The 22,262-nt window shown below is 67.2% G+C and carries 23 protein-coding genes and 1 tRNA gene; 14 read left to right on the top strand and 10 right to left on the bottom strand.

What is annotated here, in order from left to right:
• Nucleotides 1–181 precede the first annotated feature (181 nt).
• The gene (locus tag ACIA8G_RS34870) at nt 182–754 is read right to left on the bottom strand and encodes a hypothetical protein (protein WP_396422993.1); all 573 of its coding nucleotides are present in this window, start codon (nt 752–754) and stop codon (nt 182–184) included.
• 49 nt (nt 755–803) lie between these two features.
• Nucleotides 804–1,343 carry a hypothetical protein gene (locus ACIA8G_RS34865; protein WP_396422992.1) on the bottom strand — a complete coding sequence of 180 codons (540 nt, stop codon included), beginning with the start codon at nt 1,341–1,343 and terminating at the stop codon, nt 804–806.
• Between the two features lie 930 nt (nt 1,344–2,273).
• Here ACIA8G_RS34865 and ACIA8G_RS34860 point away from each other — a divergent pair.
• Nucleotides 2,274–2,438 (top strand): hypothetical protein, encoded by a 165-nt coding sequence (locus tag ACIA8G_RS34860; protein WP_396422991.1) that lies wholly within the window; start codon nt 2,274–2,276, stop codon nt 2,436–2,438.
• 173 nt (nt 2,439–2,611) lie between these two features.
• Here the strand turns inward: ACIA8G_RS34860 and ACIA8G_RS34855 are convergent.
• Together ACIA8G_RS34855 and ACIA8G_RS34850 are read right to left on the bottom strand one after the other, a co-directional pair.
• Nucleotides 2,612–2,696 (bottom strand) — tRNA-Ser (locus ACIA8G_RS34855).
• Between the two features lie 29 nt (nt 2,697–2,725).
• On the bottom strand, nt 2,726–3,157 hold the full coding sequence (locus ACIA8G_RS34850; protein WP_396423287.1) for a MarR family winged helix-turn-helix transcriptional regulator: 432 nt from the start codon (nt 3,155–3,157) through the stop codon (nt 2,726–2,728).
• Between the two features lie 165 nt (nt 3,158–3,322).
• Here ACIA8G_RS34850 and ACIA8G_RS34845 point away from each other — a divergent pair, with 165 nt between their 5' ends.
• From ACIA8G_RS34845 to ACIA8G_RS34830, 4 genes are all read left to right on the top strand, one after another.
• Nucleotides 3,323–5,038 carry a bifunctional metallophosphatase/5'-nucleotidase gene (locus tag ACIA8G_RS34845; RefSeq protein WP_396422990.1) on the top strand — a complete coding sequence of 572 codons (1,716 nt, stop codon included), beginning with the start codon at nt 3,323–3,325 and terminating at the stop codon, nt 5,036–5,038.
• A gap of 96 nt (nt 5,039–5,134) precedes the next feature.
• Complete coding sequence (locus ACIA8G_RS34840; RefSeq protein WP_396422989.1) at nt 5,135–5,713, top strand: hypothetical protein; 579 nt, start codon at nt 5,135–5,137, stop codon at nt 5,711–5,713.
• Nucleotides 5,714–5,769: 56 nt separating this feature from the next.
• Nucleotides 5,770–6,507 carry a hypothetical protein gene (locus tag ACIA8G_RS34835; RefSeq protein WP_396422988.1) on the top strand — a complete coding sequence of 246 codons (738 nt, stop codon included), beginning with the start codon at nt 5,770–5,772 and terminating at the stop codon, nt 6,505–6,507.
• Nucleotides 6,508–7,068: 561 nt separating this feature from the next.
• Complete coding sequence (locus tag ACIA8G_RS34830) at nt 7,069–7,968, top strand: neutral zinc metallopeptidase (RefSeq protein ID WP_396422987.1); 900 nt, start codon at nt 7,069–7,071, stop codon at nt 7,966–7,968.
• Here ACIA8G_RS34830 and ACIA8G_RS34825 read toward each other — a convergent pair.
• The 3 genes from ACIA8G_RS34825 to ACIA8G_RS34815 form a co-directional block, all read right to left on the bottom strand.
• Entirely contained in the window at nt 7,965–9,365 is a 1,401-nt protein-coding gene (locus ACIA8G_RS34825; protein WP_396422986.1) for a M28 family peptidase, read from the bottom strand. The genes ACIA8G_RS34830 and ACIA8G_RS34825 overlap by 4 nt on opposite strands.
• A gap of 483 nt (nt 9,366–9,848) precedes the next feature.
• Nucleotides 9,849–11,360 carry a M28 family metallopeptidase gene (locus ACIA8G_RS34820; protein ID WP_396422985.1) on the bottom strand — a complete coding sequence of 504 codons (1,512 nt, stop codon included), beginning with the start codon at nt 11,358–11,360 and terminating at the stop codon, nt 9,849–9,851.
• Between the two features lie 79 nt (nt 11,361–11,439).
• Nucleotides 11,440–12,072, bottom strand: a complete 633-nt coding sequence (locus tag ACIA8G_RS34815) for a GNAT family N-acetyltransferase (RefSeq protein WP_396422984.1) — start codon at nt 12,070–12,072, stop codon at nt 11,440–11,442.
• A gap of 44 nt (nt 12,073–12,116) precedes the next feature.
• Between ACIA8G_RS34815 and ACIA8G_RS34810 the strand changes: the two genes are divergently transcribed.
• On the top strand, nt 12,117–13,082 hold the full coding sequence (locus tag ACIA8G_RS34810; protein WP_396422983.1) for an NAD(P)H-quinone oxidoreductase: 966 nt from the start codon (nt 12,117–12,119) through the stop codon (nt 13,080–13,082).
• On the opposite strand, the gene ACIA8G_RS34805 is transcribed toward ACIA8G_RS34810, so the two are convergent.
• Together ACIA8G_RS34805 and ACIA8G_RS34800 are read right to left on the bottom strand one after the other, a co-directional pair.
• Entirely contained in the window at nt 13,066–13,710 is a 645-nt protein-coding gene (locus tag ACIA8G_RS34805) for a class I SAM-dependent methyltransferase (RefSeq protein ID WP_396422982.1), read from the bottom strand. The genes ACIA8G_RS34810 and ACIA8G_RS34805 overlap by 17 nt on opposite strands.
• Before the next feature lie 18 nt (nt 13,711–13,728).
• Nucleotides 13,729–14,928, bottom strand: coding sequence for a cysteine desulfurase-like protein (locus ACIA8G_RS34800; protein WP_396422981.1), 1,200 nt, complete (start codon nt 14,926–14,928; stop codon nt 13,729–13,731).
• 91 nt (nt 14,929–15,019) lie between these two features.
• Here ACIA8G_RS34800 and ACIA8G_RS34795 point away from each other — a divergent pair, with 91 nt between their 5' ends.
• The 8 genes from ACIA8G_RS34795 (at nt 15,020) to ACIA8G_RS34760 (ending at nt 21,472) form a co-directional block, all read left to right on the top strand.
• The gene (locus ACIA8G_RS34795) at nt 15,020–15,496 is read left to right on the top strand and encodes a bacterial proteasome activator family protein (protein WP_396422980.1); all 477 of its coding nucleotides are present in this window, start codon (nt 15,020–15,022) and stop codon (nt 15,494–15,496) included.
• A gap of 91 nt (nt 15,497–15,587) precedes the next feature.
• Nucleotides 15,588–16,502: an ABC transporter permease gene (locus ACIA8G_RS34790; protein WP_396422979.1), complete on the top strand. Its 915-nt coding sequence runs from the start codon at nt 15,588–15,590 to the stop codon at nt 16,500–16,502.
• 20 nt (nt 16,503–16,522) lie between these two features.
• The gene (locus ACIA8G_RS34785; protein ID WP_396422978.1) at nt 16,523–17,341 is read left to right on the top strand and encodes an ABC transporter ATP-binding protein; all 819 of its coding nucleotides are present in this window, start codon (nt 16,523–16,525) and stop codon (nt 17,339–17,341) included.
• 3 nt (nt 17,342–17,344) lie between these two features.
• On the top strand, nt 17,345–18,247 hold the full coding sequence (locus tag ACIA8G_RS34780; protein WP_396422977.1) for a glycosyltransferase: 903 nt from the start codon (nt 17,345–17,347) through the stop codon (nt 18,245–18,247).
• Between the two features lie 76 nt (nt 18,248–18,323).
• Complete coding sequence (locus ACIA8G_RS34775; RefSeq protein WP_396422976.1) at nt 18,324–18,518, top strand: hypothetical protein; 195 nt, start codon at nt 18,324–18,326, stop codon at nt 18,516–18,518.
• Between the two features lie 40 nt (nt 18,519–18,558).
• Nucleotides 18,559–19,788: an ABC transporter substrate-binding protein gene (locus ACIA8G_RS34770; RefSeq protein WP_396422975.1), complete on the top strand. Its 1,230-nt coding sequence runs from the start codon at nt 18,559–18,561 to the stop codon at nt 19,786–19,788.
• Complete coding sequence (locus ACIA8G_RS34765; protein ID WP_396422974.1) at nt 19,785–20,663, top strand: carbohydrate ABC transporter permease; 879 nt, start codon at nt 19,785–19,787, stop codon at nt 20,661–20,663. Before ACIA8G_RS34770 ends, ACIA8G_RS34765 begins: the two co-directional genes overlap by 4 nt.
• Nucleotides 20,660–21,472 (top strand): carbohydrate ABC transporter permease, encoded by an 813-nt coding sequence (locus ACIA8G_RS34760; protein ID WP_396422973.1) that lies wholly within the window; start codon nt 20,660–20,662, stop codon nt 21,470–21,472. Before ACIA8G_RS34765 ends, ACIA8G_RS34760 begins: the two co-directional genes overlap by 4 nt.
• Here the strand turns inward: ACIA8G_RS34760 and ACIA8G_RS34755 are convergent, their stop codons facing one another.
• Nucleotides 21,473–22,222 carry a class I SAM-dependent methyltransferase gene (locus tag ACIA8G_RS34755; RefSeq protein ID WP_396422972.1) on the bottom strand — a complete coding sequence of 250 codons (750 nt, stop codon included), beginning with the start codon at nt 22,220–22,222 and terminating at the stop codon, nt 21,473–21,475.
• Nucleotides 22,223–22,262 lie beyond the last annotated feature (40 nt).

The following is a 22,262-nucleotide window of genomic DNA, read 5'->3' as shown; positions in this document are numbered from 1 at the left end:
CAAGGTCCGCCTCCCTGACTTGCACCCCGGTAAGTCCGTGTTCTGGAGCCGTGCCCCGGCTCTTGGTAGTTTGCTCCTGAACTGGTTCGGACATGACCCTCAGCAAGTCATATCCTTGCAGTTCAGAGCACCTTCTCCGTGATCTACACCCGTCGCCCAAAAACGTCATGAAAGCAGCGGGCTAGAGATGGTCGACGTCGGCCGTCGTCGTTGTGTGCAATTCAAGAGTGCCGAGATGGTCCGGCGTGCCGGTAAGGTAGACGGTGCACTCGCCCCAATTGACCTCGATCACTGCGACACCGAGCGCGTCGATCCGAGTCCCTGAAAGCGGATTCTGATCGATCATGATGTTCACGGGCACAGCGACTGCCTCGCCAACGGCGGTCCGGACCATGTCATGGTCCGCTGCGAAGCTTTCGCGCGTTGGCACTGCGCTACCAGGCTCGCGTTCGCGGGTTCTGGCCAGGAAGTTGAGCAGCTGGATTTCAGTGTTCTCCACAGGAAGTCCTCGCGGGTCGAGGCCGTGCGGCGACCGAACGGTCTTGACCTCCGACAGCAACCTCCCATCCGAGCTCCTGTAGGTGACATCGACGGCCCACGGCAGGCCATTGACACCCTGGGTTGCCAAGGTGGCGATCGGTCCAAGGCCCATGCCCGAAGACGCCGAGGCTACCGGCGCTGGGAAGACGGCGATCTGGTCGCGAGGATGGGGGCTGCGAGGAACATCCGCAGCCCCCATCGATCGGTCGTCCATGAAGCACTCACTCTCGGTTAACTGAGCGCTTCATCGGTACAGCGTGCGCTCAGAAGATGGTTGTGACGTCGGCAGGTCCACCAGAGAAGCAGACCGTACCGTCCACGAGAATAGCAAAATTGGCGAGGGCGATGACGTAGGCATTCGCGGAGCCGCGCGTCAATCCCCCCACAATACGATTCTTTTCCACATAGCCGTCAGCGTCGTAGTGCCCCAGGAAATCATGCTTGGTCTGGCCACCCTGATCGTTCAAGGTCACGGTCCACGTGAAATCAGATACCGCATCTCTAACCGCAAATCCGGTTTTCATGTCGATCGCATTGCCGCCACGCCCGTTGATGTAAAGGAACGACACCCCGCAGTTACCTGCTACTTCGTTCTGCGCGGTCATGTCATCCGACGAGCCTCGCAGGGTACCCTTTTTTACGGAGTACTGAGCCCCGCTTTCGCTGGTTCGGATTTCGTAACCGTTCGCTTCGGCCACCTTACTGTCGAAGCCGCCGACCTGCATCGAGACCTCTAGCTTGGAGGCTTCTCCGCTCGCCGGCAACGCCGGAGCAGCACTGGCGAAAGTGGTCGTGCCGACCATCGTCGCGAGCGTTGCAACTCCCACCAGCAAGGCCCGACCAATTTTCTGGAACCTTGTCGCCTTTTCCTGACCAGGAGCAGTGGAATACTTTCCCGCCTTGCACTGTCGCATTATTCCCCCGTTTGGACTGCCTGAATTTCGAACTCAAAGATGGTTCATGGATTCGCCGCGATCATCGTGAACGGGTCAAGGAATTACACTTTCCCGAACTTGGGCGCCTCTCCGCCCTTCCATGAACACATTCGCTGACCAGCCAAGGTCTACAACGCAGGCTGGCAGAGCGGGTCGTCCGATGACTATTCGCCAAATGAGCATCAGTAACTTCTGCCATTAACGGACAGTGATCACCTTGCCGCTGTAACGCAGCGACGGCCGGCTCAGAATGCGGCTACCACATCTCGCTCGACCGCGCGAGCGCAAGGGCGGTGACGCAACGCCGGTAACCTGCGGCGTCCTGCGCTCGACCACCGTTCCTCATGATTCCCCCTCATGTAGGAAGCAGATTTGATCGCACAAGGAGAGCGAATTTCGCGACATCGCAATACCTGCAGAAGAAGACTTCGACGTGCTTGGAATCCCCCGGACTCGCCCCCGTGTAGCGATCAACTCGCTGAGCGAAATCGATACTGGCAGGACACTGACAGGCCGAATACCCCCATCTGAGTGAACCTGAAAAGGCGGGTCGCACAGGCGGAACGGCGTTGACCTGAGAGCACTTCCACAGGTCAACGCCGTTCAGAAGACGTCGGGGCCAACACAGTCCGGTCTGTCTGAGGTCCTTGTCGATATCACTGGTGGCGTAAGCAGCTACCTCAAGCGGCCCTCAAAAGACGATCAAGCGCCACGACTGGGGAATCTGGGCTCATCGCCTGTCGAGTTCGGTCGATCAGCAGGAGAGCCGCGGGCTCGGAGTGGGACGACGGCGAATGGATGTTCACGCAGCCCAACGGCAAGCCGATCGACCCGCGTACGGACCATGACGCCTGGAAGGCTCTGCTCGCCGAAGCGGACGTTCGGGACGCGCGCCACACGGCAGCAACGGTGCTTCTGCTGCTGAACGTGCCGCAACGCGTCGTTCAGGAGTTCATGGGCTGATCCAACTCGAGGTGGCGGAGCGGTACATGCCGTCACCAAGTCCATGCGACAGGACGTCGCGGGGAGGCTCAACGGCTTCCTCTGGGCACCTGAATGAGACTGGAAATGAGACTGGACACAAGAGGGGTGACTCACCGACTGGTGAGCCACTCCTCTTTGTGCTGGTCAAACTGCGGAAGCGGAGGGATTTGAACCCCCGGACGGTTGCCCGTCTCCCGCTTTCAAGGCGGGTGCATTCGGCCGCTCTGCCACGCTTCCCCAGACGCGAACCGCGTCAGCCGGGAAGCCTAGCCGTTCGACTCCCGCAGGTGTGTCATGACCCGGTCGAACACCTTGGCCAGCACCTCGCCCTCCTCGGGCGTGAGCAGGTCGACGATGTGCGCGCGGACGCCGCGCAGGTGGGTCGGCGCGGCCTCGACCAGCTGCCGCATGCCTGCGGGGGTCAGTTCGGCCAGCACGCCGCGGCCGTCCTCTGTGCACTCGCGCCGCAGGACCAGGCCCGCCTTTTCCATTCGGGCCACCTGGTGGGAGACGCGCGACTTGGAGGAGGCGACGTCTTCGGCGAGTTGCGTCATGCGCATGCTGTGGTTGGGCTGTTCGGATAGGCGCACGAGGATTTCGTAGTCCGCCAGTGACACTCCGTGGGTGTCTTGCAGCTCTCGGTGCAGGCGGTCCATGAGCATCGAGTTGCCGTTCACGTAGGTGCGCCACGCACGCATCTCGCCCTCGTCGAGCCAGCGCGGCTCCTGGTCACTAGGTGTCACGCGAACAAGGCTAGACCTGAGGATGACGATCGAGTCATTTCTCTGGTAAACGACGCGATCGGGAGGCAGACTCCTCCGCCGTACACGCGCGTTAACCTCGCCATGGAGGGCTTCTATCCCATGAGTTCGTTCAGACGGCTTTCCGTTCTGGCGATCACCGCCGCCGCGGCCACTGTCATCAGCGCTACGGGACCTGCACAGGCAGATGTCGAGTCCCTGCGCGGGCGGGGCACGGTTGACGTGCGGTTGATCGGAATCAACGACCTGCACGGCAACATCGAGCCTCCTAGCGGTTCGTCCGGGCGAGTCGTTCTCGCCGACGGCACGACCGTGGACGCCGGTGGTGCCGCGTTCAACGCGACGCACATCAAGAACCTCCAGGGCGAGGTCAAGAACTCGGTCGTCGTCGGGCAGGGTGACCTGATCGGCGGGAGTCCGCTCGTGTCGGCGCTGTTCCACGACGAGCCGACCGTCGAGGTGCTCAACAAGGTCGGCATGGACGCGACCGCGGCGGGCAACCACGAGTTCGACGAGGGGTACAAGGAGCTGCTGCGCATGCAGCGCGGCGGGTGCCACCCGGTCGACGGTTGCCAGTTCCAGGACACGTACCCAGGCGCGAACTTCCCGATTCTCGGGGCCAACGTCACGCACGCCAAGAACGGGCTGCCGGCACTTCCTCCGTTCTGGGTGGAGTTCCGGGACGGCATTCCGATCGGGTTCATCGGCATGCCGCTCAAGGACGTGCCGATCCTGGTCGACCCGAACGGCATCAAGGAGATCCAGTTCGGCGACGAGGTGAAGGCGGCCAACAGGTACGCCAACTTCCTCGACGCGATCGGCGTGAAGTCGATCGTCCTGCTCGTGCACCAGGGCGACCAGGTGACGAGCCCCGGCGGCGGGCCGAACGCGTGCAACGTGGCGGCGCAGAACCCCGGCAGCAAGATCGCCACCGAGGTCAGCCCGAAGATCGACGCGGTCTTCTCCGGGCACAGCCACCAGCACTACAACTGCGTGGTCAAGGACCCGGCCGGCAACCCGCGGCCGTTCATCGAGGGACTGGCGTTCGGGCGTGAGCTGAGCGTCGTCGACCTCAAGATCGACCGGCGGACCCGCGACGTCATCCGCGGCGAGACCAAGGCGGACAACAAGATCGTGACGCGCACGGTCACGCCGGACCCCGCGATCCAGGCGCTGGTCGACGTGGCCAAGACGAAGGTCCGCCCGATCGCGAACAGGCCGGTCGGCACCATCGGCAGCGACATCCCGCGGGCGCAGAACCCCGCCGGCGAGTCTCCGCTGGGCAACCTGATCGCCGACTCCCAGCTGGCGGCCACCGCCGGCAACGGCGCGGTGCTCGCGCTGATGAACCCCGGCGGTGTGCGCGCGGACCTCACCTTCGCCAGTTCGGCCGAAGGCGAGGGCAACGGTGTGACGACCTACGGCGAGGCATTCACCGTGCAGCCGTTCAGCAACATCCTGCAGACGGTCACGCTCACCGGCGCGCAGATCAAGAACGCCCTGGAGCAGCAGTTCAGCGCGACCAGGACGTTCGTGCTGCAGCCCTCGGCCGGCCTGAAGTACAGCTGGTCGGCGTCTGCGGCGTTCGGTTCGAAGATTTCCGGCATCACGCTCAACGGCGTCGCTCTCGACCCGAACGCGAACTACCGCGTGACGATCAACAGCTTCCTGCAGGGCGGCGGTGACGGCTTCAGCGAGTTCACCAAGGGCACGAACATCACCGGTGGTGGCATCGACCTGGACGCGTTCGCCGCGTACCTCACGGCGCACCCCGGTCAGGGCGCTCCGGCGCTCGACCGGATCACGAAGCTGCCGTAACCGCAGAACGCACGAGAGGGCCATCTCGGCGACGAAAGTTGCCGGGATGGCCCTTTTCCGTGTCGGACTGCTCCATTTGATCTAGAGTGAGGGCCGATGTCCTGGTTGCGTCGGCTCCTGCTGCTCGCCGGTCTGGTGACCGGCGCCTGGCTGCTGGGCAGCGCCGGTGAGGCGAGCGCCGACGTCAAAATCGAGATCGACCAGCTCAAGGTCGAGGTCGAGCTGCCCGTCGTCGAAGTCGGCCTGAAGGTCGAGACCGGGCTCGTACCGCAGCAGCCGGAAGCACCGCCCGTCGCGCAGAAGCCCGGGCCGCGCACCGAGCCACCCCCAGTGCCAGCGCAGGCGACGCCGCAGTCCTCGGCACCTGTGCTCGAAGCACCGGCGAAAACCGTGCAGCCGAAGCCTCAGGCGCCACCGAACATGCGTCCCACGAACCCCGTGACCGTGCCGCAGTCGCCTCAGGCGCCGCAGCCGCAGCCTCAGGCGGAGCAGCCGATCGCCGGCACGCTCCCGCAGAGCGGCGCGGGCGCCGCCACGGGCTCCGGCCAGATCCCGGCGGGCACGCTGCCGAACGCGATGCGGCCGCCCACCACCACAACGTCTCTCATCAGCACAGAACAGCAGGACGTGCCGCGCATCGTGCGCGCGGAGGAGTCGACGTTCTCGCCTGATTGATCCCGGGCCGTGCCTCCACACAGCCACAGGGTCATTTCACTCCAGGGAGAACAGTCATGCGCAAGAACCTGAACCGGACCATGTCCGCCGCACTGCTGACCGGCGGCCTCCTGGTCGCGACCGCCGGCTTCGCCCAGGCCATCCCCGTGCCCCTCAACGTCGACGAGGAAGTCCGCGTCGGCAACCTGGTGAGCGTGCCGGTCAAGGTCTGCGGCAACGCGATCAACGTGCTCGGCAACAGCAACGCCACCTGCGACGAGGCCCCGAAGCCCGCCGCCCAGCGCACGATGGCCGACAAGGCTCTCGTCTCCGCGCCCGTCACGGTCTGCGGCAACTCGGTCGGCGTCGCCGGCGGCGGCGAGGGCAGCTGCGGCGCGACCAAGCCGGAACCGCCCAACGGCACCATCGAGGCCCCGGTGACGGTCTGCGGCACCAGCGCGGCCGTGCTCGGCACCGCCAGCGGTGACTGCGGCAAGACCGAGGTGCCCGAGGAGCCCCAGCCCGAAGAGCCCCAGCCGGAGGAGCCGCAGCCCGAGCAGCCGGGTGGCGAGAACCCCGGTGGCGGCAACAACGGCGGTGGAAACAACAACGGCGGCAACTCCGGCAGCGGCAACACCGGCGACGACTCGGGCGGCGGCCTCCCGCAGACCGGCACCCAGGCGTCGCAGCAGGCGACCCCGATCCCGAACCTGTCGAAGACCGGCGCCGACCCGCTGGAGTTCCTCCTGGTCGGCCTGAGCCTGATGACCGCGGGCGCGATGGCCCGCCGCGGCGCGCGCCGCGTCAAGGCCTGATCGACCCTCTCTGCCCGATCGCCCGGCAAGTGACCCACTTGCCGGGCGATTGCTGTCTGCACAGTCGATCTCCGCTGGTCACCCGTCCGACTTCACCAATTCAGGTTTCGCGTGAGGTGTTGAGATATGTGGCGATCAAGCGCATGCTCGATAACGAGCTGGCAACCGGAAGGTGAATGAACTAGACCACCGGAGGCCACGCCCAGAAGGGGTAGGTGGTGCTGTGCAGGTATCTCCTCGCTGTGGCGAAACGCGGTCTGTTGCATCCCCGCGAGTGGACTGGACGTGACCGGTCCGGTCGCGACTGTGTAGCGACGGACACGAGGTTTCGGGTGCCCAGGCGCCATCGGCGTCGCTCGGTGCACATCGACGCTGTTGAGCTCGGCTTCGGTGTCGTCTCATGGCGTCACCGGCTGAGCGCCACGCCAACCTTCGTGGGCCGTAGTCGTCACAACCAAATGGGAAAGCCCAGGTGCGGTGCCCCGACGTCGGGTCCCGCACCTGGGCGTCTTTTGTGCTTTATCGTGTGCCGCACTACGGGTCCTTGGCAGGAGGATTGCGGTGCAGTTCAACGAAGGCGCGGAACTCGACCTCTCTCAGGTTTCGGACCAGCGGGGTGTCGGCGGCCGTGTCGCAGGCGTCGGCGGCGGCCTGGGCGTGGTCGGTCTCATCATCTACTTCCTCATCCAGCAGTTCACCGGCATCCAGTTGCCCGCCGGCGGGCTGGAAAGCGGCCTGAGCCAGAACTCCCAGGTGGAGTCCGGTCAACTGGCCGAGAAGTGCAAGACCGGCGCCGACGCGAACCGTGACAGCGACTGCCGGGTCGTGGCCACGATCAACTCGATCCAGGCTTTCTGGACCGACCAGTTCGCGCGCTCCGGCAACACCTACCAGGTCACCAAGACCAACTTCTTCCGCACCAGCGTGAACACCCGCTGCGGCAACGCGACCTCGGCGGTCGGCCCGTTCTACTGTCCCGCGGACGCGCAGGTGTACATCGACCTGGACTTCTTCAACGAGCTGCGCACCAAGTTCGGCGCGACCGGAGGCCCGTTCGTCGAGGCCTACGTGCTGGCCCACGAGTACGGCCACCACGTGCAGAACCTGCTCGGCACTTCGGACCGGGTCAGTTCCCGCACCGGCCCGACGTCCGACTCGGTCCGTCTCGAGCTGCAGGCCGACTGTTACGCGGGCGCGTGGGGCAACGCCGCGACGAAGCTCCCCACGGCCAACGGTCAACCCCTCATCACGAACATCACCCAGGAGGATGTGAACGCCGCCCTCGACGCGGCGGCGCGCATCGGTGACGACTTCATCCAGAGCGAGCTCGGCGGCGGGCGGGTCGACACGACCAAGTTCAGCCACGGCAGCTCGGCGCAGCGGCAGAAGTGGTTCACGACCGGGTTGCAGACGGGCGATCCCGCCCGCTGCAACACGTTCGACACGAACAACCTGGGTTAGCGGAGCGCGGCCCGTTCCATTCGGGACGGGACGCCGTTCACGCCTTCGGTGGTGACGGCGTAGGAGGCGATGACGAAGGCCGCAGCGGCGACGTTGCGGCCGAGCGCCTCGCGGTTGATGTTGCCGAGGTCGTCGCACTTGCGGTGGTAGCAGGGATCCATCTCCATGCCGGCCGTGCCGCCCCACTTCGCGGCCTGCTGCGGCGTCTTGACCTCGCCGCCGCCGGAGATGATGCCTCCCGCCGGGATGCCGAGTGCCGTGAACGAGCCGTAGTCGCTCGCGCCGCGCACGTTCAGGCCCTCGGGGCCGAGGTTCTTGGCCGTGTAGAAGTCGCTGAACGCCTTCTCGATGTGCTTTGACCCGTACGGCAGACCGGGGTCGTTGTAGACGAAGTAGCCGGGGTTGGGCGAGCCGACCATGTCGAAGTTCAGGTACAGCGCGATGTCCAGCTGCTGCTCGAACGACAGGTTCTGGGCGTAGGCGCGGGAGCCGACGAGACCGGCCTCCTCGGCGCCCCACCAGGTGAAGCGGACGGCGTTGGGCAGCTTCGGCTTGGCGCCGAGCTTGAGCGCCACCTCGAGCAGTGCGGCGGAACCGGAACCGTTGTCGTTCATGCCAGGGCCGGCGTCGACACTGTCGAGGTGCGCGCCCGCCATGACGACGTTGTCGGTGCGGCCGGTCTTGGTCTGCGCGACGACGTTGCGGTCCTGGTGGACCTCGTCGTGGTGACGCAGCTCGAGGGTGACCTGCTGGCCAGCCTTGGCCGCGAGAGCGGTGCCGTCGGCCTTGGTGGCGCCGCCTCCGGGGATCGTGCCGGGCACGCGGAGGTCGAGCGGACCGTCGGCGTTGTTCGAGATGATCACGGCCGCGGCGCCCGCGCTGACGGCGTTGGCGTACTTGGTGACGAACGTGCAGGTGCCGCGGCGGATGAGCGCGATGGCGCCCTTGAAGTCCTGGCCGGCGAAGTCCGTGGCCTCGCAGCCGGGCGTGCCGTCCTCGGACACGGTGCGCAGCGGCGCGGTGAGGCCGCCGTCCGAGGTGTTCGGCGTTTCGCCGAACGGGATGAGGTCGTAGGAGGCGCCCTCGGCCGAGATCCGGCCCACGTCGTTGATCTTCTCGCGGACCTCGAAGCTCGGGGTGCTCACGTCGAACCCGGCGTCGCGCAGCCTCCCGGCCACGTAGTCGACGCTGGCGTTGTAGCCGGTGGTCGTCGCGGCGCGGTTGCCGCCGTGGGTGTCGGCGATGCGCTGGAACGCGATCAGGTGCCGGTTGGCGCCTTCCGCGGTTACTCGGGTGGACAGGTCGTGGGCCGGGTCGGTGGCTGCGCTGGCGGTTGACGCCAGTAGCGCTACTGAGCTGGCGAGGGCGACTACGGCGGTCGCTGTGCGGATGACCATGTGCTCGACCTTGGCAAGGGCGGGCTGTGGGCCGCTACCGCCGGTGCGTTTGTGGTCCGAAATTGTCAGACCTGTCTGCGAAAATGAAAGCAGGGGTCCCCTTGCGAGGGGACCCCTGCGGCAGCGAGGAAGTGCTGCGAGACGGCCGCCAATTCACGTCGCTGCCGTCGCGAGAGCGCAAGTCATGCGCGACCGCCACTCAACCCCGGCAAGCCTTCGATCCCGTCGCCGGAGCCAAGCGCACCGCCCTGAACGGCAAGGGCACGCCGACCCAGAATCGACCGACGTACCTTCGAACAGCGGAGCTACTGCGAGACGGGCGCCAACTCGCGTCGCCACCATCGCGAGAGCGCAAGTCATACGTGCCCGCCACGCAACCCCGGCAAGCCTTCGAACTCGCCGCCGCAGCTCCGCACACCACCCCTGAACGGCGAAGGCGCGCCGGTCCAGAACGGACCGACGCGCCTCAGAACCGCAGAGCGACTACGAAACGGCCGCGTGCGAGTGGTCGTCGTGCACGTTCGCCTTCATCAAAGCGGCAGACCTGCGGGCATCGGCCCGCTTGGCGCGCGGAGGCACGCCGTTGACGTCCTCAGTGGACACCCCGTAGGCGGCGGTCACGAACGCGAGGGCGCCGGCGTTGCGGCCGAGTGCCTTGCGGTCGAGGTTGCCCAGGTTGTCGCACTTCGAGTGGTAGCACGGGTCGTACGCGACGCCCGCCGTGCCACCCCACTTGGCTGCCTGGGCCGCGGTCTTGATGCCCTCGGCGCCGGTGAACAGGCCGCCGGCCGGGATGCCCTGCGCGATGAACTCGCCGTAGTCCGAACGACCCGAGAAGTCGGTGCCCTCGGTCTGGACGCCCGTCGCCGTGAAGTAGTCGACGAACGCCTTCTCGATCTGGGCCGAGCCGAACGGGCCGGGGCCCGCGCCGACGTTGTCCGAGTTGTCACCGTCGTAGACGAAGTACGCGGCGTTCGGGGAGCCGACCATGTCGAAGTTCAGGTACAGCGCGATGTCGAGCTGCTGCTCGAACGTCAGCGAGCGGACCCACTCCTCGGAGCCGATCAGGCCGCGCTCTTCAGCGCCCCACCAGGCGAACCTGATGGCGTTGTCGACGTTCGGGCGCGAGCCGAGCTGGAGTGCGGTCTCCAGCAGGGCGGCCGAGCCGGAGCCGTTGTCGTTGATGCCGGGGCCGACCTCGACGCTGTCGAGGTGCGAGCCCGCCATGACGACGTTGTTCTTGCGGCCGGTGCGGGTCTCCGCGATGACGTTGCGGTCGGTGCGGGTCTCCGTGTGGAACCGCATGTCGACGGTCGTCGTGGCGCCTGCCTTGCCCGCGAGCGTGGTGCCGTCGGCCTGGGAGATGCCGCCGGTCGGGATCTTGCCGGGGTTGGTCAGCGTCACGTCGCGCAGCGGGCCCGCGACGTTGTTCGCCACCAGCACGGCGATGGCGCCCGCGCCGAACGCGTTGAGGTGCTTCTGCTCGAACGTGCAGGCGCCTCGGCGGATCAGGGCGATGGAGCCCGTGAAGTCCTGGCCGGCGAAGTCGGACGCCTCGCAGCCGGGCGTGCCGTCCTCGGGGACGACGCGCAGCGGACCGGTGACGCCGCCGACCGGGGTCTGCGGCGAGGCGGTCATGACGAGCGCCTGGTAGTTCACGCCGTCGACGCGGGCCAGCTCGGCGTCGATGATCGGAACTTCGAAGTTGAAGGTCGGCGTCGAGACGATGAAGCCCTCGTCGCGGAGCTTGCCCGCGACGTAGTCGACGCTCGCGTTGTAGCCGGGGCTCAGGGCGGCGCGGTTGCCGCCGTTGCGGTCCGCGAGGCGCTGCAACGCGATGAGGTGCCGGTTGACCCCCTCGGTGGTCACCTTCTTCGCGAGCTTCTTGGCGAGAGCGGGGCCCGCGGGTTCTGCGGCGGCGGACGCCGTAGCGGTCGGGGCCGCGACGAGTGCTGAGATGGCCAGCACCGTCGCCAGCTTGGTTCTGCCAGACATGAACGTTCCCCTTCGTTCGGGATTCGGTGAACCCTCACAAACCGGAGACGTAGGACACAATCCGTCGGACGGCGGGAGTTCAGCTGGTGATCAGCTGAACACACTCAGCTAGGCCTTCGACACCCACGTTCCAATCCGGGCGCACGAAGTTCCCGGCATCCAGCCGCAACCGGACGTGTTCGAGCCGCTCACCGCGTGGTGCGGCGGCCACCGTGCCGTCGTGCACGTAGCCGAGCTTGGCGCTCACGCGGTTCGACGCGTGGTTGCCCACCCACGCGGCCGACCTGGCGATGCGGGCGCCCAGGTGGTCGAACGCGAACTGGAGCACGGCGATCCGCATCTCGGTGCCGATGCCGCCGCCCTGGTACTTCCTGCCGATCCACGAACCCGTCTGCACCTCGCGCAGCACGCCGAAGTCGCGGGCGCCGAGCTCCTGCGCGCCGATCACCCTGCCCTCGTGCCGGACCAGGAACGTGATCGCCCAGTCGCCGGCCGCCAGCTTCGCCCTCCTGCCCCAGAAGAACTGGACCATGCCGAACCCGCCGTCCTTGGGCAGCTGATCCGTCCACGGCACGTAGAACGGCATCTCCGCCGGATCGTGGACGCCCTCCTTCGCGACCTCGACGAGCTCGTACAGGCCTTCGTCGTCGTCGGGGCGCAGTTCCAGGCGGGGTGTGCGGAGAACGAGGTGTCGCAGAGGCCAGGGGTCCATGCTCCGATGGTGCCGACCCAGTCCAACGGATTACGGTCGACTGTATGCGTGCCATCACTGTTCGCGAACCCGGCGGCCCGGACGTGCTCGAGTGGACCGAGGTCGCCGACCCGGTGCCCGGCAGGGGCGAGGTGCTGATCGACGTCGCCGCGAGTGCGGTCAACCGCGCGGATCTTCTGCAACGCCAGGGCTTCTACCCGCCGCCGCCCGGTGCGTCGGACATCATCGGCCTGGAGTGCTCCGGCACGATCGCGGCGCTCGGTGAGGGAGTGACCGGCTGGAACGTCGGTGACGAGGTCTGCGCGCTGCTCGCCGGTGGCGGCTATGCGGAGAAGGTCGTCGTGCCCGCGCCGCAGGTCCTTCCCGTGCCGAAGGGCGTCGACGTGGTGACCGCGGCCGCGCTGCCCGAGGTGGCCTGCACCGTGTGGTCGAACGTCGTGATGGACGGCCGGCTCAAGCTCGGTGAGACGTTCCTCGTGCACGGCGGTGCGGGAGGCATCGGCACGCACGCCATCCAGGTCGCGAAGGCGCTCGGTGCGACCGTGGCGGTGACCGCCGGTTCTGACGAGCGGCTGCTCAAGTGCGCGGAGCTCGGCGCGGACCTCACGGTCAACTACAAGACCCAGGACTTCGTGGCCGAGGTGAAGCAGGCCGACGTCGTGCTCGACAACATGGGCGCCTCCTACCTCCCCCGCAACATCGACGTGCTCGCGCCGGATGGCCGCTTGATGATCATCGGCATGCAGGGCGGCGTGAAGGGCGAGCTGCCCATCGGCAAACTGCTGGTCAAGCGGGCGTCGGTCATGGCGACCGGGCTGCGCGGCCGCAGCATCGACAGCAAGGGCGCGATCGTGGCGCAGGTCCGCGAGCACCTGTGGCCGCTCATCGAAAGCGGTGCGGTCAAGCCGATCGTCGGGCAAACAGTGCCGATGTCGAACGCCGCCGAGGCGCACCGGCTGTTGGAGGCGAGTGACGTGTTCGGGAAGGTGCTGCTCAAGCGAGAGCGGTAGCGGCGGCCAGCGAGGTCCGGGGAGCGGTGCGGAACTCCAGCCCGAACTCCTCGGACCACCGCGCCAGCACCGCCTGCTCGTCCGGCCGGTCCACGTCGTCGGCGAGCACCGTGGCCCCCGGCGCCAGCACCGCGCGCAGCACCGGCAACGCGGGATAACGCGAGTCGCCGAACCCCGGCCCGTCGACCAGCAGCAGGTCCACCAGGCCGAACCGATCGACGTACCCGAGCACCTCGTCGTGCACCTGCTGCGGGGCGTACCACTGGCCGTGCCGCGACAACGCCGCCGGATGCCGCGACAACGGTGCGTGCACAACGCGCGCGACCGAGCCCAGCCCTTCGCGACGCAGCTGTGAGGCGACGAAAGCAGCCGTGCGTTCGTCGTGCTCGATCGACAGCAGATGCCCGAAACCGCGCTGGGACAGCAACCGCGCCAGCAACACCGAGGTCGAGCCGCAGCCCAGCTCCACCAGCACAGTCCTGGCGCCGAGCACGATCTCGTCCATCACCGCGACCAACGCCGCTGGGCGCAGCTGGGCGGCGGTCCACGGCAGGTACTCCGTGTTCAACGAACCGAGGCGTTGCAGGGCCGAGAGATCGGCGAGCTCGCGAGCAAGCGAGTCGTCCAAACGAGATCTCCCAAGTCCTCAGGCCAGGTCGGCCACCGCCCGCACCAGGTCGTCCACCTCGACGGCGTTCGTGTAGTGCGCGAGCCCGACGCGGATGGCGCCGCCGACCTCGCCGACGCCCAGCACCGAGAACACCCCGTGCTGGCCGGAGTCGGCGAACGCGCAGACACCGCGCGAGGCGAGGTGTTCGACGACGTCCTCCACCTTGACCCCGGCGATCGTGAACGCCAGCGCGGGCACCCGCCGCATGGCGTCGCCGATCACCATCACGTGTCGCAGCGAACGCAGTTCGTTGATGAGATTAGCGAGCAGCCCGGCCTGGTAGGCCTTCACGGATCCCAAAGATGTGACCAGACGCTCACGCCGAGTGCCCGACGCCGCGTCGTCCAGGTCCGCGAGGTACTCCACGGACGCGACCAGGCCGGCGAGCATCGGGTAGGCGTGCGGACCGAGCTCCAGCCGCTCGGGGCCGCGGGCGCCGGGGTCGACCGAGCACGACGGCAGCCGCTCCAGCACCGACGGATCGCGGAACACCAGCGCGCCGACCGGCGGGCCACCCCACTGACCAGCGGACAGAGCCACGACGTCGGCACCCATGGCGACGATGTCCAGCGGCACGAAAGGCGCGGCAGACGACGCGTCCACGACCATCATCGCGCCGTGCGAACGGGCCACCGACGAGATCTTGGCGAGGTCCGGGCGCGTGCCGACCACACCGGACGCCGCCGTGATGGCGATGAGCTTGGTGCGGTCGGTGACCAGCTCGTCGAACTGCCAGCTGGGCAGCTCGCAGGTCTCGATGTCGACCTCGGCCCACTTGACCGCGCTGCCGGTGCGTTGGGTGGCGCGCAGCCACGGCGCGATGTTCGCCGGGTGGTCCAACCGCGACACCAGCACCTCGTCGCCCATGAACCAGTCGTCGGTCATCGCGTCCGCGAGGCGTTGTAACAGCACCGCGGAGGACGGGCCGAGCACGACACCGGCCGGGTCACCGCCGACGAGGTCCGCGACGGACCTGCGGGCAGCGTCCACGATGGCCTCGGCCCGTTGCGAGGCGGGAAAGATGCCACCGGGTCCGGAGACCGGTGCGCGCAGCGCGGTGGAGACGGCGGTGGCGACCTGTTCGGGCACCTGCATGCCGGCCGGTGCGTCCAGGTGGACCCAGCCGTCGCCGAGCGCGGGGAAGAGCCCTCGTACCCGTGCGACGTCGAACGCCATGCCACACACGGTACGTATGTGAGCAAACCCCGTGTCGTCCAGCCCCCACCCGCCTAACCTTCACAAGGGGAATCAGGCCAGGATGGAGACCATGAACCAGGAGCAGCCAGTCGTCATCGTCGGCGGGCAGGACGGCGACATCGCCGACATGGTCGAACAGCCGGCCAAGGTCATGCGGATCGGCACGATGATCAAGCAGCTCCTCGAGGAGGTGCGGGCGGCACCGCTCGACGAGGCGAGCCGCAACCGTCTCAAGGAGATCCACAAGCGGTCCATCGAGGAGCTCGAGGACGGCCTGGCGCCGGAGCTGCGCGAGGAGCTGGAGCGCCTGTCACTGCCGTTCAACGGCGAGGGCACGCCGTCCGACGCAGAGCTGCGGATCGCGCAGGCCCAGCTCGTGGGCTGGCTGGAGGGCCTGTTCCACGGCATCCAGACGGCGCTGTTCGCTCAGCAGATGGCGGCGCGGTCGCAGCTGGAGCAGATGCGCGGGCGTGCTCTCCCCGCCGGCGGGAGCAGCGAAAGCCACGAAGGCGGAGTCACGGGCAAAGGTACCGGCCAGTACCTCTAGCCGTGAAGGTGATCAAGATCCCGGCCAGGTGACAACTCCGTGACCTACCGGCGTCCAGGCCGCTCCTGGGGCGCCGGTAGGCTCCATACCCGTGCAAGCCACCAGTACCCCCGCCCACCGTGAGGCGCCGCCTGCTGTCCCGTCGCGCAGCTTCAAGCGCGCGTTCGCCGACGTGCGGGAGGCGTGGGACCACCGCGAACTGTGGGGTCACCTCGGCTGGCAGGACATCAAGCAGCGCTACCGGCGCTCGGTCATCGGTCCGTTGTGGATCACCATCTCCATGGGGACCACAGCACTCGCGCTCGGCCTGCTGTACTCGGTGCTGTTCGACACGAACGTCCCCACGTTCCTGCCGTACGTGACGGTCGGCTTCATCGTCTGGAACTTCATCCTCGGCTGCATCACCGAGGGCACCGACGTGTTCATCGCGAACGAGGGGCTCATCAAGCACCTGCCCGCGCCGATCACGGTCCACGTGCTGCGCATGGTGTGGCGCCAGGCGTTGTTCCTGGTGCACAACCTCGTGGTCTACGTGGTGGTGCTCGCCATCTTCTTCACGTCGCTCAACCACCAGTACCAGATCAGCGACAACGGCCCCGAGCACCCCGGCCTGAGCTGGACCATCGTGCTCGCGGTCCCCGGCTTCGTGCTCCTCGCGGTCAACGCGGTGTGGATCGCCCTGCTGTTCGGCGTCATCAGCACCCGCTTCCGCGACATCCCGCCGGTGGTGAACAGCTTCATCAACCTGGTCTTCTTCATGACGCCCATCGTCTGGGACGCCGGCGTGCTGCAGAAGGTCACCGGTGGTGGCTCCAACGACTGGCGCATCCTGATCGCCGAGCTCAACCCCGTGTACCACTTCGTCGAGATCGTCCGGGCCCCGCTGCTCGGGCACAGGGTCGACTGGCACCACTGGGCGATCGTGGGCGGCTTCACCGTCCTCGGCTGGGTGCTCGCGCTGGTCATCCTGCGCAACTACCGTGCCCGTGTTTCCTACTGGGTCTGATGAGGAGGTCGACTAAAACCATGGTCAGCATCGACGTCTGGAACGCATCGGTCGACTTCCCGATCTTCGACGCGAAGTCGAGGTCGCTGAAGAAGCTCGCGCTCGGCAAGGTCGGCGGCAAGATCGGCTCAGAGGGCCGGGTGCCGATCATCGAGGCGCTGCACGACATCTCGCTGTCTCTCAACGAGGGCGACCGCGTCGGCCTGGTGGGCCACAACGGCGCCGGCAAGTCCACGCTGCTGCGGCTGCTGGCGGGCATCTACGAGCCGACCCGCGGTCACTCGCGCATCGTCGGCAAGGTGGCGCCGGTCTTCGACCTCGGCGTCGGCATGGACCCGGAGATCTCCGGGTACGAGAACATCATGATCCGCGGCCTGTTCCTCGGCATGAGCCGCAAGCAGATGGAAGCGCGCGTCGACGACATCGCGGAGTTCACCGAGCTCGGTGACTACCTGCAGATGCCGCTGCGCACGTACTCGACGGGTATGCGCGTGCGACTCGCGCTCGGTGTGGTCACGTCCATCGACCCGGAGATCCTGCTGCTCGACGAGGGCATCGGCGCGGTCGACGCGGCGTTCATGGCCAAGGCCCGCGAGCGTCTCAAGGACCTCGTGAAGCGCTCCGGTCTGCTCGTGTTCGCGAACCACTCCGACGAGACGCTGCTGGACTTCTGCGACAGTGCGATCTGGATGGACGAAGGCCGCGTGAAGAAACACGGCGGTCTGCGCGAGGTGCTCACCGAGTACAAGGGCCACGACCCCTTCGAGCGGATGAGCACAGAACAGCTGGCCAGGCTCGGCTACTCCTCCCCCGTCCTCAGTGGAAATGGCGGCGATTAGACCGTGAATCTCGAGGCACTGCCCAAGGGCTCCGTCGTCGCCGTGGTGGTCACCCGCCACCGCAGGGAGCTGCTGGCCGAATCACTGAAGGCACTGGCCACCCAGACCCGCGTCCCCGACCACCTGGTCGTCGTCGACAACGGCCCGGACCAGCCGGTGAACGACCTGGTGGAGCAGTGCCCGCTTCCCACGACCTACCTGCCGTCACACCGCAACCTCGGTGGCGCCGGCGGCTTCGCGCTGGGCATCCTGCACGCGCTCTCGCTGGGCGCGGACTGGGTGTGGCTCGCCGATGACGACGGCCGCCCTGCGGACGAGAACGTGCTGGCCGTGCTGTTGGAAGAGGCCGACCGCCGCAACCTCGCCGAGATCTCGCCGGTCGTCACGAACATCGACAGCCCGGACAAGCTGGCGTTCCCGTTGCGCCGCGGGCTGACCTGGAAGCGCAACGCCGCCGACCTGGGCACGACCTTCCTGCCGGGCATCGCCTCGCTGTTCAACGGCGCGCTGTTCCGCGCCGAGACGCTCGACGTCGTCGGTGTGCCGGACTACCGGCTGTTCTTCCGCGGCGACGAGGTGGAGATCCACCGCCGGCTCGTCCGCTCCGGGCTGCCGTTCGGCACGTCGCTGCGGGTCGCGTACGTGCACCCGGACGGCTCGGACGAGTTCAAGCCGATGCTGGGCGGCAGGTTCCACGCCCAGGACCCGGAGAACCCGATCAAGCGCTACTACACGTACCGCAACCGCGGGTACCTGTTGTCGCAGCCGGGGATGCGCAAGCTCGGCGCGCTCGAGGTGTTCCGGTTCGGGCTGTACTTCCTCGCGGTGAAGCGCGACCCGAAGGCGTTCGTGGAGTGGCTGAAGCTGGTGCGCCTCGGCCAGCGGGAGCGTTTCTTCCGCAAGTGAGCTGATCTGCTGACGGCGGAACCGCTACGGGCGAAACCGCCGTTCAGCCATGTCAGAACACGGTTTGCTCAAGTGCATGAGCCGACTTGTGTTGTTCCTCGCCGCCAACCCGAACCCGATCACCCTCACGGTCACCGACGAGACGCGGGAAGATCTCGCGCCGCGGCTGACCCAGATCGTCCGCAACGGTCACACCCAGCCGATCTCCGGGCCGGACGGCAACGAGTACGTCGTGAACTTCTCCAACGTCGTCGTCGCACACTTCGAGTAATCGCTCGCGCACCTCGAGTGATCGGAGTAAGACGTGATGAGTGATCTCGCGACGCAGACTTCTGTCCCTGGCCGGCGCCAGCGCACTTCTCGCGGCATGCGGCTCGAACACCGGCAGGGGCGGCAACGGCCAGGCCCTCAAACAGTGGTACCACGCGTACGGCGAGCCCGGGGTGCAGCAGGCCGTGGAGCGCTACGCCAAGTCGTACCCGAAGATCCCGGTCGACGTGCAGTGGAACCCCGGCGACTACGACTCCAAGCTCGCGACGAGCCTGCTGTCCGACGGCGGACCGGACGTCTTCGAGTCCACCCCGCAGATCAGCTCCGTCCGGGCGGGTCAGCTCGTGCCGCTCGACAACGTCTTCGGCGACGCCAGGAGCGATTTCTCCGACTCGATTCTCGCAACGCACACCGTTGACGGGAAGATCTACGGAGTGCCGCAGGCCGTCGACATGCAGATGTTGTTCTACCGCAAGAGCTTGTTCGCTCAGGCCGGTGTGCGGCCACCGTCCACTGTGGATGAGCTGATCGACGCGTCGCGCAAGCTCACCACCGGCGGGGTCAAGGGCCTGTTCGCCGGCAACGACGGCGGTGGCGGCGTGCTGGGCGGCCCCGCGCTGTGGTCGGCAGGCCTCGACTACGTGCGGGACCACCAGGTCGGGTTCGACGATCCCCTCGCGGCGACCGCGATCGGCAAGCTGCGGGAGCTCTACACCAGCGGCAGCCTGTTGCTGGGGGCGGTGAAGGACTGGGCGGAGCCGGACGCGTTCACGCAGGGACTGGTCGCCATGCAGTGGACCGGGTTGTGGGCGGTGCCGGCGGTCCAGAAAGCGCTGGGCGACGACTTCGGGGTGCTGCCGTTCCCGAAGCTGGGCGACAACGGCAAGGCCAGCGTGCCGGTCGGGGCGTTCGGCGCGATGGTCAGCGCCAAGTCCCAGCGGATCGACGAGGCCAAGGAGTTCGTGCGGTGGCTGTGGATCGAGCGGACTGACTACCAGGAGGACTTCAACCTCGGCTACGGCTTCCACATCCCGCCGCGCAAGAGCATCTCGGCGAAGGCGTCGAAGCTGACCACCGGTGCGGCGGCGGACGCGGTGAAGTTCGTGCAGGACAACGCGAAGGCGTCCAACCCGCCGGACTGGACGTCGGTGATGCGGACCGCGTTCAACGACGCCGTGTCGCGGGTGGTCAGGGACGGCGCTCCCGCCGACGCCGAGATCAAGGGAGCGGCGCAGAAGACGCGGGACGAGCTGAAGCGCCTGTACGGATGAAGCAGGGGCGCGCGTTCTGGCTGTTCGTCGGACCGTTCGCGGTGGGGCTGCTCGTGTTCGTGTACGTGCCGATCGGGTGGAGCCTGCTGCTGTCGTTCTTCGACGCCCGCAACACGGTGACGCCCACGGAGTTCGTCGGGCTGCGCAACTACGCGGACATGCTGACGGACGGGCCGTTCCTGCGCAGCCTCGGCACGTTCAGCGTGTTCGCGGCGTTCATCGTGCCGCTGACGTTCGTGCTCGCGCTGGCGCTGGCGTTGCTGGTCAACCAGATCAGCTTCATGCAGGCGTTCTTCCGGTCGGTGTTCTTCCTGCCGACGGCGTGCTCGTACGTCGTGGCGTCACTGGTGTGGAAGCTCTCGATCTTCAACGGGGTGCGCTTCGGCCTCGCGAACACGGTGCTGGGGTGGTTCGGCGCGGAGCCGATCGCGTGGACGGTGTCCACGTCACCACCCTGGTACTGGCTCGTGCTCGTGAGTCTGCGGCTCTGGCTGCAGCTCGGGTTCTACCTGATCCTGTTCATCGCCGGCCTGCAACGGATCCCGCGCCACCTCTACGAGGCCGCGTGGATCGACGGCGCTTCGCGCGGCTGGCAGACCCTGCGGTACATCACGTTGCCGCAGCTGCGCACCACTTCGGTTGCCGTGCTGTTGTTGCTGCTCATCGCGGCGTACCAGGCGTTCGACGAGTTCTACAACGTGCTGGGCACCGATCGCGGGTACCCGCCGTTCGCGCGGCCGCCGTTGATCTACCTCTACTACACGGCGCTGGGTTCCGGTGGTCAGGACTTCGGGCACGGCAGCGCGGGCGCGGTGATCCTCACGCTGCTCATCGCCGGCGTGACCCTGTTGCAGGGGCGGGCGATCACGCGATGAAGACCGCCCGTTACCTGGCGCTGTCGATCGCGGCGGTGCTGTTCCTGATCCCGTTCTACCTGGTGCTGCGCAACGGTCTGGCGACCGAGCAGGAGATCACCGCTCCACAGTGGACGTTCTGGCCGAACGAGATCCACTGGGAGAACTTCGCCGAGCTGTTCAGCAACCCGGCCGTGCCGATGGTCCGCAGCATGGTCAACTCGCTCGTCGTCGCCGTGCTGCAGACCCTGGGACAACTTCTGCTGTGCGGGCTGGCGGGTTACGGACTCGCGCGGATCCCTTACCGGTACGCGGACGTGGTGCTGTACCTGGTGATCGCCACGCTGATGATCCCGGCGGCGGTCACGTTCGTGCCGACGTTCGTGGTCGTCTCGACCCTGGGCTGGGTCTCCGACCTGCGCGGGCTGGTGATCCCGGGGCTCTTCAGCGGGTTCACCACTTTCCTGTTCCGGCAGTACTTCCGCAACTTCCCGCCAGAGCTGGAAGAAGCAGCCCGGATCGACGGACTCGGGCACTGGGGCACCTACTGGCGGATCGTGGTGCCGAACTCGAAGGGGTTCTTCGCCGCGCTCGGCGTCATCGCGTTCGTGACCAGCTGGAACCAGTTCCTCTGGCCGCTGGTGATCGCGCAGGACCAGGACTCGTGGACGGTGCAGGTGGCGCTGTCGACGTTCCTGACGTCACAGTCGATCGACGTGGTGCAGCTGTTCCTCGCAGCCGCGGTCTCCGTCACGCCGCTCATCGTGGTTTTCGTTGCGCTGCAACGGTTTCTCGTGCGCGGCGCGACGGAGACAGGAATCAAGGAATGATCAGCTCGACTTGGTGAGCAGCAGGAAGATGCTCGGCCCGAACCTGAGCCGCGCCAACGCGGGCTGAGCCGCCCTCTCCACCCGCAGCAACACGCGGTGCGGCACGACCCTCTTCAGCGTGCCCGATCGCAGGTTCGACACCGAAAGGCTGCGCACGACGTGCAGTCCGACGGCGGCGGCCTGCGCGGTCACGGTGTCGAGGTTGTGGTTCACGAACGGGATCTCGTCGTCGTGGCGGTTCTCCGGCGACCGGATGTCCACCGGCCCGGCCGGGATCCCCCTGCCCAGCCTGCGGAGGCGGTTGCGGGCGTGCCCGAGGTTCGCCACCTCGACGACGGCGAAGCCGACCGGGTCCAGCACCCTGGCGATCTCGGCCAGTTCGGCGGTCGGGTCGGGCAGGTGGTGCATGACGCGCACCATCGTGACCAGGTCGATCGAGCCTGCCGCGAACGGCAGGTGCGCGGCCTGCGCCTGGATCCGTTCGATGCCCTCACCGAGGAACCGCGCCGCGACGTCGAGCTGGCGGCTGCTCGGCTCGGCCAGCGTGACGTGGTCCGCGTACTTGGGCAGCAACGCGGTGATCCGGCCGTAGCCGCCACCGACGTCCACCGCGTGCGTGAAGTGCTGGCCGGTCAGCAGACTGTCGATCGCGATGCGCTCGGCGTCGTGCTCGTAGTCGCGGCCCTTCCAGTACCCCAGGTAGTCGTGGGCTGGTCCGTCGTAGAAATCTGCTCTCTTGATGTCCCCCATGCAGCCCAGGACGCCTGATCTTGGGGTGAGGTTGCAAAAA

It is taken from the genome of Lentzea sp. NPDC051213 (assembly GCF_044455585.1).
GTDB lineage: Bacteria > Actinomycetota > Actinomycetes > Mycobacteriales > Pseudonocardiaceae > Lentzea.
Note: the sequence above shows the minus strand (reverse complement) of the source record. Positions and strands in the feature narration are given on the sequence as shown.

Bases quoted from the DNA above. Each gene is read 5' to 3' on its own strand.
- ACIA8G_RS34775 (WP_396422976.1), top strand. From the start codon at position 18,324: ATGAGCCGACTTGTGTTGTTCCTCGCCGCCAACCCGAACCCGATCACC.
- ACIA8G_RS34820 (WP_396422985.1), bottom strand. From the start codon at position 11,360: ATGTCTGGCAGAACCAAGCTGGCGACGGTGCTGGCCATCTCAGCACTC.
- ACIA8G_RS34860 (WP_396422991.1), top strand. From the start codon at position 2,274: ATGTTCACGCAGCCCAACGGCAAGCCGATCGACCCGCGTACGGACCAT.
- ACIA8G_RS34795 (WP_396422980.1), top strand. From the start codon at position 15,020: ATGAACCAGGAGCAGCCAGTCGTCATCGTCGGCGGGCAGGACGGCGAC.
- ACIA8G_RS34755 (WP_396422972.1), bottom strand. From the start codon at position 22,222: ATGGGGGACATCAAGAGAGCAGATTTCTACGACGGACCAGCCCACGAC.
- ACIA8G_RS34870 (WP_396422993.1), bottom strand. From the start codon at position 754: ATGGACGACCGATCGATGGGGGCTGCGGATGTTCCTCGCAGCCCCCAT.
- ACIA8G_RS34845 (WP_396422990.1), top strand. From the start codon at position 3,323: ATGAGTTCGTTCAGACGGCTTTCCGTTCTGGCGATCACCGCCGCCGCG.
- ACIA8G_RS34800 (WP_396422981.1), bottom strand. From the start codon at position 14,928: ATGGCGTTCGACGTCGCACGGGTACGAGGGCTCTTCCCCGCGCTCGGC.
- ACIA8G_RS34840 (WP_396422989.1), top strand. From the start codon at position 5,135: ATGTCCTGGTTGCGTCGGCTCCTGCTGCTCGCCGGTCTGGTGACCGGC.
- ACIA8G_RS34760 (WP_396422973.1), top strand. From the start codon at position 20,660: ATGAAGACCGCCCGTTACCTGGCGCTGTCGATCGCGGCGGTGCTGTTC.
- ACIA8G_RS34825 (WP_396422986.1), bottom strand. From the start codon at position 9,365: ATGGTCATCCGCACAGCGACCGCCGTAGTCGCCCTCGCCAGCTCAGTA.
- ACIA8G_RS34815 (WP_396422984.1), bottom strand. From the start codon at position 12,072: ATGGACCCCTGGCCTCTGCGACACCTCGTTCTCCGCACACCCCGCCTG.
- ACIA8G_RS34850 (WP_396423287.1), bottom strand. From the start codon at position 3,157: ATGCGTGCGTGGCGCACCTACGTGAACGGCAACTCGATGCTCATGGAC.
- ACIA8G_RS34810 (WP_396422983.1), top strand. From the start codon at position 12,117: ATGCGTGCCATCACTGTTCGCGAACCCGGCGGCCCGGACGTGCTCGAG.
- ACIA8G_RS34765 (WP_396422974.1), top strand. From the start codon at position 19,785: ATGAAGCAGGGGCGCGCGTTCTGGCTGTTCGTCGGACCGTTCGCGGTG.
- ACIA8G_RS34835 (WP_396422988.1), top strand. From the start codon at position 5,770: ATGCGCAAGAACCTGAACCGGACCATGTCCGCCGCACTGCTGACCGGC.
- ACIA8G_RS34865 (WP_396422992.1), bottom strand. From the start codon at position 1,343: ATGGTCGGCACGACCACTTTCGCCAGTGCTGCTCCGGCGTTGCCGGCG.
- ACIA8G_RS34785 (WP_396422978.1), top strand. From the start codon at position 16,523: ATGGTCAGCATCGACGTCTGGAACGCATCGGTCGACTTCCCGATCTTC.